Origin of the sequence: Brenneria sp. g21c3, assembly GCF_040240345.1 — a bacterium.
In the GTDB taxonomy this organism is placed as follows: Bacteria; Pseudomonadota; Gammaproteobacteria; order Enterobacterales; family Enterobacteriaceae; genus Brenneria.
In genome coordinates this window covers 1-12,635 of sequence record NZ_JBEIAB010000011.1, presented here as the reverse complement: position 1 = coordinate 12,635, position 12,635 = coordinate 1, and the positions used below count along the sequence as shown (strand labels likewise).

General features: G+C 55.8%; 10 protein-coding genes and 2 rRNA genes. 6 read left to right on the top strand and 6 right to left on the bottom strand.

The window, feature by feature from the left end; genetic code table 11:
* Positions 1–6: 6 nt before the first annotated feature.
* The 4 genes from ABRZ28_RS15900 to ABRZ28_RS15885 form a co-directional block, all read right to left on the bottom strand.
* Positions 7–1,686 (bottom strand): dipeptide ABC transporter ATP-binding protein, encoded by a 1,680-nt coding sequence (locus ABRZ28_RS15900; RefSeq protein ID WP_319605123.1) that lies wholly within the window; start codon positions 1,684–1,686, stop codon positions 7–9.
* Entirely contained in the window at positions 1,683–2,567 is an 885-nt protein-coding gene (locus ABRZ28_RS15895) for an ABC transporter permease (RefSeq protein ID WP_319605122.1), read from the bottom strand. Before ABRZ28_RS15895 ends, ABRZ28_RS15900 begins: the two co-directional genes overlap by 4 nt.
* A gap of 18 nt (positions 2,568–2,585) precedes the next feature.
* Complete coding sequence (locus tag ABRZ28_RS15890; protein WP_319605121.1) at positions 2,586–3,503, bottom strand: ABC transporter permease; 918 nt, start codon at positions 3,501–3,503, stop codon at positions 2,586–2,588.
* Positions 3,504–3,574: 71 nt separating this feature from the next.
* The gene (locus ABRZ28_RS15885) at positions 3,575–5,113 is read right to left on the bottom strand and encodes an ABC transporter substrate-binding protein (RefSeq protein ID WP_319605120.1); all 1,539 of its coding nucleotides are present in this window, start codon (positions 5,111–5,113) and stop codon (positions 3,575–3,577) included.
* A 608-nt stretch (positions 5,114–5,721) separates the two neighbouring features.
* On the opposite strand from ABRZ28_RS15885, the gene ABRZ28_RS15880 reads away from it, so the two are divergent.
* The 6 genes from ABRZ28_RS15880 to argD all read left to right on the top strand — a co-directional run bounded on the left by ABRZ28_RS15880 (position 5,722) and on the right by argD (position 11,965).
* The gene (locus ABRZ28_RS15880; protein ID WP_319605119.1) at positions 5,722–6,747 is read left to right on the top strand and encodes an amino acid ABC transporter substrate-binding protein; all 1,026 of its coding nucleotides are present in this window, start codon (positions 5,722–5,724) and stop codon (positions 6,745–6,747) included.
* Between the two features lie 68 nt (positions 6,748–6,815).
* Positions 6,816–7,994, top strand: coding sequence for an amino acid ABC transporter permease (locus tag ABRZ28_RS15875; RefSeq protein ID WP_319605118.1), 1,179 nt, complete (start codon positions 6,816–6,818; stop codon positions 7,992–7,994).
* Positions 7,995–8,003: 9 nt separating this feature from the next.
* Positions 8,004–9,098 carry an amino acid ABC transporter permease gene (locus tag ABRZ28_RS15870; protein ID WP_330520875.1) on the top strand — a complete coding sequence of 365 codons (1,095 nt, stop codon included), beginning with the start codon at positions 8,004–8,006 and terminating at the stop codon, positions 9,096–9,098.
* 8 nt (positions 9,099–9,106) lie between these two features.
* Positions 9,107–9,868, top strand: a complete 762-nt coding sequence (locus tag ABRZ28_RS15865) for an amino acid ABC transporter ATP-binding protein (protein ID WP_319605116.1) — start codon at positions 9,107–9,109, stop codon at positions 9,866–9,868.
* A gap of 175 nt (positions 9,869–10,043) precedes the next feature.
* Positions 10,044–10,634 (top strand): aminodeoxychorismate synthase component II, encoded by a 591-nt coding sequence (locus ABRZ28_RS15860; protein ID WP_330520874.1) that lies wholly within the window; start codon positions 10,044–10,046, stop codon positions 10,632–10,634.
* A gap of 104 nt (positions 10,635–10,738) precedes the next feature.
* Positions 10,739–11,965 carry a bifunctional acetylornithine/succinyldiaminopimelate transaminase gene (argD, locus tag ABRZ28_RS15855; protein WP_330520873.1) on the top strand — a complete coding sequence of 409 codons (1,227 nt, stop codon included), beginning with the start codon at positions 10,739–10,741 and terminating at the stop codon, positions 11,963–11,965.
* A 346-nt stretch (positions 11,966–12,311) separates the two neighbouring features.
* On the opposite strand, the gene rrf is transcribed toward argD, so the two are convergent.
* A 5S ribosomal RNA gene (gene rrf, locus ABRZ28_RS15850) occupies positions 12,312–12,427 on the bottom strand.
* Positions 12,428–12,533: 106 nt separating this feature from the next.
* Positions 12,534–12,635: ribosomal RNA gene (locus tag ABRZ28_RS15845) — 23S ribosomal RNA — on the bottom strand; the annotation flags it as partial.

Sequence of the window (12,635 nt, the reverse complement as noted above, 5' to 3'; positions counted from 1 at the left end):
CGCCGCTTAATACGACGAAGCCCGATGAATCATGCTGTTGCGTTCGCCGTCCGCCTCGTCGATGGTTAAGACCGAGTTCAGCAGGCGGCGCGTATAATCATGCTGCGGCCGGGTCAACACATCGGCGACGGGTCCGACTTCCACCAGCCTGCCTTTGTGCATCACCGCCACGCGATCGGCCACATACGGCACCGTATGCAGGTTATGGGTCACAAACAGGTAGGTCAGCCCGAGACGCCGTCGCAGATCGGCCAGCAATTGCAGAATTTGCATCTGGATGGAAACATCCAGCGCCGAAGTCGGCTCGTCGCACACCACGATATCCGGTTCCAGAATCAGCGCGCGGGCGATGGCTACGCGCTGGCGCTGCCCGCCGGAAAGTTGGTTAGGATAACGATGCAGGAAAACGGCGGGATCCAGACCCACATTCGCCATCATCTCCTCCACTTTGCTCTGCCGCCCGGCGGCGCCTCTCTGATGCAGATCCAGCGGATAACGAATGATCTCCCCCACGGTGCGGCGCGGGTTGAGCGATGAATAGGTATCCTGAAAAATGGGTTGGATCCGTTGCGACAGCGCCAGACGCGCATAGCCGCCCACTTCACGGCCCAGCAGCTCGATTTTCCCCGCCGTCGGCCTCTGCTGACCGGTCAGGAGCTTCGCCAGCGTCGATTTGCCGCTGCCCGACGTGCCGACCAGCGCCAGACTTTCGCCCTTGCGCAGTTCGAGCGACACATGGCTGACCGCGTCGATAAAGCCCTTTGCCCGCCAGAGTCCGCCGCCGAGCGGGAAACGGCAGCTGACGTCGGAGAGTTTCACCGCCATCGGCGCCGAAGATGATGCCGGAGGCGGGGCGTCCGAAACCAGCTCGCCAAATGGGCGCGGCAGACAGGACACCAGCCTCTGGGTATAGCGGTGCTGCGGCCGGCGGAAAATCTCGCGGCCGTTTCCCCGTTCCACGATCTGCCCGTCTTTCATGACCATGACGCGTTCACATATCTGGGCGATCGCCGCCAGATCGTGTGAGATCATCAGCAGGCCCATCCCCATTTCGTCCTGCAAGGATTGGAGCAGATCCAGAATCTGCCGCTGCACGGTAACATCCAGCGCGGTGGTCAGCTCATCGGCAATCAGCAACTGCGGGCGGTTCACCAACGCCATGGCGATCATGATCCGCTGCCGCTGCCCGCCGGAAAACTGGTGCGGATAGTGGTGAAAACGCCGCGCCGGATCGGCGATGCCGACCCGATGCAGCAGATCAAGGGCGCGTTCGGTCGCCTCTTTACGCGCTATCCGCCGATGTACCCGCATGACGCCGATCAACTGATGGCCGATGCTGTACACCGGATTCAATGACGTCATCGGATCCTGAAACACGCAGGTCACCGCCTGTCCGCGCAGGCGTTGCGCCAGCGTTTTTTCACTGGCCGACGGAATATCTATTCCTCCGACCACCAGACGACGGGCGCCGATGCGCGCCTGCGGCGGCGTCAACCGCAGCAAAGACAGCGCCAGCATGGATTTTCCCGATCCCGATTCGCCCACCACGCCCAGCGTCGCGCCCGGCGCCAGCTCAAAGCTGACGTCGTTGACCACCGGATGATACCCCGCCGCCGTCGGCACATGCACATTGAGCCCCTCGACGCTCACTAACGCCGCATTGGCGTTCGGTGGCTGGAATGTCATCGCATCGTCTCCGGAGAAATCAAATCGCGCAGCGCGTCGCCCACCAGGTTGGTCGCGACCACGAGCGTAAACAGCAGCAGCCCCGGCAGCACGATCAGCCACGGCGAAGTGAAAATGGCGTTTTTGGCTTCGGCGATCATCAATCCCCATGACGGCATCGGCGACGGTATGCCGACGCCGAGAAACGACAGCGACGCTTCGGCCAGGATCGCCAGTCCGACCTCCAGGGTAAAAATGACGATAATGTGCTGAACGATATTGGGTAGAATGTCATACCGGATAACCTGAAAGGACGAGCTGCCCGCCGCCCGCGAGGCCTGAACGTACTCCAGTCGGGCGATCTGCATACTGACCGAGCGGCTGACCACCAGAAAATAATTCCAGTGCAGAAAGCCGATAACCGCGATAACCACGCCGACCGAAGGACCGATCAAAAACACCAGCGTCATGGCCAGCACCATATTCGGCAATGCCAGTTGGCATGACAGCAGATACCCTATCGCGGCATCGACGCTACGGCCGAAATAGGCCGCGCAGACGCCCAGGGTCACGCCGATGAGCGCCCCCAGCGTCGCGGCGCCGAACCCCACAACCAGAGAAATACGGCAGCCATACAGCAGTCGGCTGAAATAATCGCGGCCGAGATGGTCGGTACCCAGCGGCCAGACGAGTGAACCGCCTTCGCTCCAGAACGGCGGCTTCAGACGATTCATCAGGTTCTGGCTGAAGGGATCCTGAGACGAAAGATAAGGCGCCAGTAGCGCCAGCAGGATAAAAACCAGCAGAATCGTCGTACCGATAACAAAGTTGGGGTGGCGCAAGGCGGCGTGAAGAAAATGCTTTTTCCCCGCGGTACGGACGAGCGATACGGATAGGGTCATGCGATTTCCCCGGTCGTTTTAGCTTAATCGAACGCGCGGATCCAGCCAGGCGTTCAGCACATCGGCCAGCAGCGTCATCACGACGAAAATTAATGAAAACAGCACCACCAGCGATTGAATCGTCGGAATATCCACCATCTGAATCGAGCGCAGCGTCAGTCCGCCCAACCCGTTGACGGCAAACACCGCCTCTGTCACCACCGATCCGCCCAGTTTGTTGCCCAGTTGAATCGCCAGCACGCTCACCACCGGCAGAGCCGCGTTCCTCAGCGCGTGCTGCCACATCAGACGGCCGCCCCGCCAGCCATAGGCGCGGGCGGTGCGGATATAGTCGGATTGCAGAACATCCAGCAGACCGGCGCGAACCAGCCGGGTCACCGTCGGCACCGAGCTGGTGCCTAGCACCACGGCCGGCAGAATAAAATGCCGCCACGTACCGTCGCCGGAGACCGGCAGCAGCGGAAAGATGACCGCGAAAATCAGGATCAACAGCAGGCCGAGCCAGAAATTCGGTATCGCCTGGGCGGCGACGGCGATCATCAACGCGATGCGATCGAACAACCCATTCGGCCGGAGCGCGGCGACGACGCCCAGCGGCAGCGAGATCGCCAAGGTCACCAGAATCGCGCTGAACGCCATGATCAGCGTGGCCGGGATATGACGCGCAATCAGCGTGGCGACCGGCTCATGTACGTGATAGCTCATCCCCATGTCGCCATGGACCAGATCGCGCAGCCAGTGAAGGTATTGCACCGGCAGAGGCCGATCGAGCCCCAGGTTGGCACGCACCTCGGCGATCATCGCCGGGGTGGCCTCATTGCCGGCGATCGCGGTCGCCGGATCGGCGGCGCCATGCAACAGGACAAAGGTGATAACCGAAATCGTCAGCGTCACCATCAACGCGGTGACCAGACGGCGAAGCAAATAACTCGCCACAGTAAATTCCTTCCGTACGCGCATCCTGCGACACGCGTACTGATTGACGAACCGAGACCGATTAGCCCGGGTTATTCTTTCCAGCGCGCGCGATAGAAACGGGGCAGCCCGTCAGTACCCGCGCTAATATCCAGTTCCGGAGAGATCACCCAGTTTTCAGCCAGTTGAAACAAGGGGATCAGGTAGGCCTCCTCCGCGATAATCGACAACGCCTGCTGGTACGCGTCGCTGCGCGCCTGCGGATCGAAGGTTTCCTGCGCGGAACGCACCAGCGGCTCCAGCCGTTTGTCGCCGGTCAGATTGCGATTGGAGCCGACGAAGGTGTTGCCCAACAAAGTACCCGCATCCTGCCGTCCTTCCGTTCCCCACGTTTGATAAAAGGCGATCACCTGATTGTTTCTACGCATCTCCGCCTGTACCGCGCTGGGTACGAAACTCAAACGGGCATCGACCCCCGCCTGACGCCACTGCTCCACGATGGCTTCCAGCGCCGGGCGGTCGCGCGTGCTCTGCAAGGTAATGGAGAATCCCTGCGGATAGCCCGCTTCCGCCAAAAGCGCCCTGGTTTTCTTTGGGTCATAGGTATATTTCGCCACCTCCCGGGAACAGCCGAACATGGCGGGAGCGCAGAGCGAATCCAGCGCCAGCGTGCCGCTGCCGGTAAGACTCTGGACAATAGACGGCTTATCGATGGCATAAGAGAGCGCCTGGCGGACGAGTTTTTTCGTCACCGGCCCGTTCTCATTGCCGGCGACGCCCCCCTGCGCATCAAGAACCAGATAAGCCACGCGCGAAGACAGGTTTTGCACGACATTCACCCGCCCGGCGGCCTTCAGCGCGGCGGTCGCGTCGTCGGCGATATAGTACGTCCATTCAGCGTTGCCCGACGCCAGCTCCGCGGCGCGAGTCCCCTCTTCGGCTACGGCGCGGAAAACGACTTTGCCGATGGCCGGCGAACCTTTCGGCCCGTCCTGGCGATAGTCCGCAAACCGCGTCAGTTCAACGGTCTGCCCAGGTACGAAACGCGTTATCCGGTACGGCCCCAGCCCGTTCAGCGTCTGATTCTGCGCCGTGGTATTGAGAGCGCCGTCCGGCCCGTCGTAGGTGTGGGCCTTGCGGATCAGACCCCGAACGGCGAGGATGTTGAGCGCCAGCGGGTCCGTTTTATGGAATCGAATCTGCAACTGCAACGGCCCGGTGGCGCGCACGTCGGCCACAACCTCCCGGACCTGCGAACCGAACGCGGTTTTCGCATTTTTATCCAGCAGATAATTGAGCGAATAGACGACGTCTTCTGCGGTTAACACGCTGCCGTCGTGAAATTTGACGTTGTCATGCAGTACCACATCGAGCGTTTTATCGTCCCGATAGTGAAAGCTCTCCGCCAAATTGGGGCCTATCGTGCCATCGTCCTGAATGATGAATAAGGTGTCGTCGGTCAATTGGCCGATCAATGAATTTTCCGTGCGTGTGGAATAGAGGCCATCAACCGTATAGATATCTCGCGATAATAGAGCCGTCAGCGTATCGTCTTTTTTGCCTGCCAACGATGTCCCCGTTCCTGCCAGGCCGATCATTATCGCGGCGGCAAGGGTGATAATTTTTTTCATTAAAAATGGCTCCGGTAATCATGGCGGTCCGCGCGGGAATAAGTGGCTAACTGTCTTCGTTATCGATAATCAAGCCCATAACCTTTGTCGCTAAGCCGCCGCAGTTTGCCGGCTTTCTTGTGATGAGCGACGCACTCGACATGGGCTGGAAATAAAGGAGATGGCGAATATTTATTGAGTCCAGGAAGACGATTTACCCATCGCCAGTGAAAATACAATGGAAGACTTTTGTATACAAATAAAACGATTGGATATGGATATCCAGATAAAACATATAGATGTGGCCGATTGCCGATGCCATTATCCCCTTTCCGCCATCGCTTAAGCCGCGCTTATCTAACGGAGCGGGATCGTTAACATCACCGCGCCTCACGCACCACATCAGGGCGCGCCAGCGCTGCTTTCCTTATTTTGGTGCAAGCGATTTCGTTAACTGCCCTCCTGCGGAACAATCGCTTGTCATTTTCTTTTCTCTTATCAGCGAAATATAAAATTGGCACCCTAATTGCTTAGCAGTTGCGCGGCAACGAGCCGACGAGCAAGTATGGTGCATCTGATTTAGCACTTTTAATACAACAAGATATAACAATTTAATTACAAGGATGAATATGAAAAGCATGATTATTTCCTCCCTGGTTGCCGGCGCCTCCCTGTTTGCCGCGGTTGGTCAGGCCCAGGCGGGCGCGACGCTGGACGCGATCCAGAAAAAAGGATTCGTGCAGTGCGGCATCAGCGATGGGTTGCCTGGCTTCTCTTATGCTGACGCCAGCGGTAAATTCACCGGCATTGATGTTGATGTATGCCGAGGCGTGGCGGCTGCCGTATTCGGCGACGCGAACAAAGTAAAATACACGCCGCTGACGGCGAAAGAACGCCTCACCGCCCTGCAATCCGGTGAAGTCGATCTCCTGTCGCGCAACACGACCTGGACCTCCTCGCGTGATAGCGCCATGGGCCTGCTGTTTACCGGCGTCACCTATTACGATGGCATCGGCTTCCTGACCCACAACAAAGCCGGATTAACCAGCGCCAAAGAGCTGGATGGCGCAACGGTCTGCATTCAGTCCGGTACGGACACCGAACTGAACGTGGCCGACTACTTTAAAACCAATAAAATGCAGTTCACCCCGGTTACGTTCGACCGCTCTGACGAAAGCGCCAAAGCGCTGGAATCAGGCCGCTGCGATACGCTGGCCTCCGACCAGTCTCAGCTTTATGCGCTGCGCATCAAGCTGAGCAACCCAAGCGAGTTTATCGTGCTGCCGGAAGTGATCTCTAAAGAACCGCTGGGGCCGATCGTGCGCCGCGGCGATGAAGAGTGGTTCTCCATTGTTCGCTGGACGCTGTTCGCCATGTTGAACGCGGAAGAAATGGGCGTGACGTCGCAAAACGTCGATCAGTTAGCCGCCAACCCCACCACCCCGGATATGTCCCACCTGCTCGGTCATGAAGGCAACTACGGCAAAGACCTGAAATTATCTAACGACTGGGCGCATAAAATCATCAAACAAGTCGGTAACTACGGCGAAATCTTCGAACGCAATGTCGGGATGGGCAGCGAATTAAAAATCAAACGCGGCCTCAACGAATTATGGAATAAAGGCGGGATTCAGTACGCGCCGTCCGTACGTTAATCGCCAGTTGAAATACGGGCGCGGCAGGATTGCCGCGCCCTCTGTATCCCCGCTATTGAGGCTTCAATATGCAACAACGCCCAACCGTGAAAAGTGATTTATCACTGACTAATCCGGCGGTGCGCGCCTGGCTGTACCAAATAATCGTTGTCATCGCCGTATTGGCTACCGCCGCTTACCTGTTACACAACACCGTGACCAACCTTGCGCAGCGAGGGATCACATACGGATTCGCCTTCCTGAACAATAGCTCAGGCTTTGGCATCATTCAGCATCTGATCGACTACCAACAAGGCGACAGCTATGGCCGTGTTTTCCTTGTCGGGTTATGCAATACATTATTGGTTTCGGCCTTATGTATTGTCTTTGCCTCGATACTTGGTCTGGTCGTCGGTCTGGCGCGCCTGTCCGACAATTGGCTGTTGCGCAAAATCTCAACCTTCTATATTGAGATTTTCCGCAATATTCCGCCGCTGTTGCAGATCTTTTTCTGGTATTTTGCGGTACTGCGCAACCTGCCGGGTCCGCGGCAAGCCATCACGGCTTTCGATATTTCGTTCCTGAGCAACCGCGGCCTTTATATTCCTTCACCCGAGGCCGGCCCCGGCGCTATCGCATTCTGTTTTTCTCTTGTTATCACGCTGGTTGCGGCGCTGATTATTGCGCGTCGCAATAAACGCTACCACGTACTCACCGGCCGGTTCAGAAAAACCTGGCCGACGGCATTAGGCGTTCTGGCGCTATTGCTTGTGTTAAGCCATCTGATCTTTGGTCCGGCCATGCATTGGAACGTACCGCAGCTGCGAGGCTTTAACTTCCGCGGCGGTATGGTCTTAATCCCCGAGTTGGCCGCGCTGACGGTGGCGCTGTCGGTGTATACCTCGTCGTTCATCGCCGAAATTATTCGCTCCGGGATCCAATCCGTTTCTTACGGTCAACATGAGGCGGCGTACTCTCTTGGCCTGCCGAATCCGATCACATTGCGAAAAGTGATTCTTCCCCAGGCGTTGCGCGTCATTATCCCGCCGCTGACCAGCCAGTATCTCAACGTTGTTAAAAACTCATCGCTGGCCGCCGCTATCGGCTATCCGGATATGGTGTCGCTATTTGCAGGTTCGGTGTTGAACCAGACCGGTCAGGCGATAGAAACCATCGCCATGACCATGTCGGTGTATCTCATTATCAGCCTGCTGATTTCTCTGCTGATGAATCTTTACAACCGCAAGATTGCGTTGATTGAGCGCTAAGAGGATTTCATGACGATGATTCCGCATACACAGAACCGTCAAGCCTCGCTTTTCAGAGCGATCGACTGGGCGCGACGTAATCTCTTCTCCAGCATCACCAACAGCCTGCTGACGCTGCTGAGCCTATGGCTGCTTTGGATCGCCATTCCCCCGTTATTGAACTGGGCGTTTTTTCAGGCCAACTGGATTGGAACAACCCGTAACGACTGTACCAAAGAGGGCGCATGCTGGGTGTTTATCCATGCCAGATTCAGCCATTTCATGTACGGACTCTATCCCGCCAAGGAGGTCTGGCGCATTAATTTCGCGCTGATCATCGGGCTGCTCAGCATCCTGCCGATGTTTTGGCGCGCGCTGCCACGCCGGGGACGCTATATCGCCGGCTGGTCGGTGGTCTATCCGCTGGTCGTCTGGTGGCTGCTTTACGGCGGGTTTGGCGGACTCACTCTGGTAGAAACCAGTCAATGGGGCGGACTGACGCTGACGCTGATTATCGCCTCCGTGGGTATCGCGGGCGCGCTGCCGCTGGGTATTTTACTGGCGCTGGGACGTCGTTCGTCGCTGCCGGTCATTCGCATACTCTCAGTGATTTTTATTGAGTTCTGGCGCGGCGTGCCGCTGATTACCGTGCTTTTTATGTCATCCGTTATGCTGCCCTTATTTTTAACGGAAGGCACAAGCATCGATAAACTCTTGCGCGCGCTGGTCGGCGTTATTCTTTTCCAGTCCGCCTATGTGGCCGAAGTCGTTCGCGGCGGCTTGCAGGCGCTGCCGAAAGGCCAGTACGAAGCGGCGGAATCGCTGGGATTGGGTTACTGGCGGATGCAGGGACTGGTTATCCTGCCGCAGGCGCTGAAAATGGTGATTCCCGGCCTGGTCAACACCATCATCGCCCTGTTCAAAGACACCAGCCTGGTGATCATTATCGGGTTGTTCGATCTCTTCAGCAGTATCCAGCAGGCCACCGTCGATCCGGCGTGGCTCGGTATGTCTACCGAAGGCTATGTTTTTGCCGCCATGATCTATTGGATCTTTTGTTTCAGCATGTCGCGCTACAGCCAGCATCTGGAAAATCGTTTTAACACCGGACATAAGTCGCATTGAGGCCAGCCATGAATCAGAATTCTTTAACGCAATCTGCCGATCACATGATCACATTAGAGGATGTGAATAAGTGGTATGGACAATTTCACGTACTGAAAAACATTAATTTGCAGGTGAAGCAAGGTGAACGGATCGTGCTGTGCGGCCCTTCCGGCTCCGGTAAATCCACTACGATACGCTGTATCAATCATCTGGAAGAACATCAACAAGGGCGGATCGTGGTTGACGGCATCGAGCTGAATAACGATTTACGCAATATTGAAAAAATCAGAACTGAAGTCGGCATGGTGTTTCAGCACTTCAATCTGTTTCCTCATTTGACGGTTTTGCAGAATTGCACCCTGGCGCCTTGCTGGGTACGCCATACGCCGAAAAAAGAAGCGGAAGAGCTGGCGATGCACTATCTGGAACGCGTACGTATTGACGCTCATGCGCACAAATTTCCCGGTCAACTTTCCGGGGGACAGCAACAGCGAGTGGCCATCGCGCGTTCGCTGTGTATGAAACCCAAAATCATGCTGTTTGATGAACCGACCTCGGCGCTCGATCCTGAAATGGTGAAAGAAGTGCTGGATACCATGCTGGGGCTGGCGGAAGATGGGATGACGATGTTGTGCGTCACTCATGAAATGGGGTTTGCGAAAACCGTCGCCGACCGCGTCATCTTTATGGATCAGGGGGAAATCGTCGAACAGGCGGCGCCGGATATTTTCTTCACCAGCCCGCGTTCCGAACGAACCCAGATGTTCCTGTCCCAAATCCTGCATTAATCGAAGAGAAAGCCTGCCGTTTCCGGCGGGCTTTCTTTCATTTCCCGCCGATCTCGCCCTTATCTGCCCGAGGCATCGGGACCGTTCGATGATAAAATCCAATTCAGCGCCATAACGTTGAAGCTGACGGCTTGCAGTTGCCAGTAAACCTGCAAATTAAAATATTGGGTGATACATGTTGCTACTGATTGATAACTATGACTCTTTTACCTATAACCTGTATCAGTATTTTTGTGAGCTGGGCGCTGAAGTACTGGTCAAACGTAATGATGAGCTAAATCTGAATGATATTGAGCGTCTGTCGCCGTCGCGGCTCGTGATCTCGCCCGGCCCCTGTACGCCGGATGAAGCGGGTATCTCACTGGCCGCTATCCGTCATTTTGCCGGCAAATTGCCTATCCTCGGGGTTTGTCTTGGACATCAGGCCATGGGACAAGCGTTCGGCGCCCGCGTCATTCGAGCCCGGCAGGTCATGCATGGCAAAACGTCAGCCATACGACATAATAATGCCGGGGTTTTCTCCGGGCTGGCGCAGCCACTGACGGTGACGCGCTACCACTCGCTGGTGCTGGAGTCCGCATCTCTTCCCGACTGCTTTGAAGTGACCGCCTGGAGCGAGCGTGACGGCAAACATGACGAAATAATGGGAATTCGGCACCGTTCGCTTCCATTGGAAGGCGTTCAGTTTCATCCTGAAAGTATTCTCAGTCAGCAAGGACACCAACTTTTAGATAATTTTCTTAAAATAGAATCAGATAGGAAATAAATTTTCTTTCAGGGTGATTAAATATTGCCTGAGATTGATTTTTTATGCATATTTATTGACTATATTTTCATTCAATGGTTGTTGATATCGGAGCGTGCAGGCAGATGACAACAGATAAAAAAGCAGTAACGCGGGAAACTCACGACAAAGTTATTTTGCCGGTTTATGCACCAGCGCAGTTTGTGCCGGTAAAAGGAAAAGGGAGCAGGGTGTGGGATCAGCAGGGACGAGAATACATTGATTTCTCGGGTGGGATAGCCGTTACCGCGCTGGGGCACTGTCATCCGGCCCTGGTAGCCGCATTAAAAGAGCAGGGAGAAAAACTGTGGCATACCAGCAATGTTTTCACCAATGAACCGGCTCTGCGTCTGGCCAGTAAGCTGATTAACGCAACCTTTGCCGATCGGGTGTTTTTTGTTAACTCCGGCGCCGAAGCAAACGAAGCGGCTTTCAAACTGGCGCGTCACTACGCGATTAAACGTCACAGCCCGTATAAAACCAAAATCATTGCGTTTTATAACGCGTTTCATGGGCGTACGCTGTTTACCGTATCCGTCGGCGGCCAGGCGAAATATGCCGATGGCTTTGGCCCGAAACCAGCCGATATCGTACACGTTCCTTTTAACGATCTGGCGGCCGTCAAAGCCGTGATGGACGACCACACCTGCGCCGTCATACTGGAACCGATTCAGGGCGAAGGCGGTATCACGCCGGCAACGCCGGAATTCCTGCAAGGCGTGCGTGAACTCTGCGATCGGTATAAAGCGCTGCTGGTATTTGACGAAGTACAATGCGGCATGGGTCGTACGGGTAAGCTGTTTACTTATATGCACTACGGGGTTGAGCCGGATATTCTTACCACAGCCAAAGCGCTGGGCGGCGGTTTCCCTATCAGCGCCATGCTGACCACGGAAGAGATTGCCTCGGTCATGAGCGTTGGCGTACATGGCACCACCTATGGCGGCAACCCTCTTGCCTGTGCCGTCGCGGAGGCCGCGTTAGACACCATCAATACACCTGAAGTGCTGTCGGGCGTAGCCGAGCGTCACAACCAGTTTGTCAGCGCATTGGAAAAAATTAATCAGCAGTACGGCATTTTCGAGCAGGTTCGCGGTATGGGATTATTGCTTGGCGCCGAACTGAAGCCGCAATGGCATGGGCAGGCGCGCGATTTCTTAACCGCGGCGGCCGAACAGGGTGTGATGATCTTGAATGCCGGGCCAAACGTGATCCGCTTTGTACCGTCTCTGGTTATCGATCCCAAAGATATCGAGCAGGGCATGGCGCTGTTTGCCAAGGCGGTCGAACAGGTCGTCAAATCAGCCGATTGATATGCCCCTCTCTGATCGGAAGTGAGGTTTCCTTCGCGTTCCGATCGCTGCAAAGTCCCGACCTGACAATCAGGGCTTTGCTTCTCTACCGTTTTAACAACCAACGTCTTATTTGTCGTTGAGTCCCATAAAGCAAAAAGCCCCATGCTTGCGCATGAGGCTTTTTACTTTATTTGATGCCTGGCAGTTTACGGCCCACATCCCTGTGGGCCGCCCTTCGGGCCGCTGCTGCGCACCGTTCAAATCCGCTCCCGGCGGATTTGTCCTACCAAAGAGCGCCTCGCCGACAAATTACAGGCAAAACAAAAGGCCCAGTCTTTCGACTGAGCCTTCCGTTCTGTTTGATGCCTGGCAGTTCCCTACTCTCACATGGGGAGACCCCACACTACCATCGGCGCTACGGCGTTTCACTGCTGAGTTCGGCATGGGATCAGGTGGGACCACCGCGCTATCGCCGCCAGGCAAATTCGTTTTATTCCAACCGTTGCTTATCACACAACCATCAGAACCAATCCATGAACAAGCTAAAACTCTTCGTCTCTGCTCACCAAAACACCTTCGGTGTTGTAAGGTTAAGCCTCTCGGGTCATTAGTACTGGTTAGCTCAATGCATCGCTGCACTTACACACCCAGCCTATCTACGTCGTCGTCTTCAACGGCCCTTCAGGGG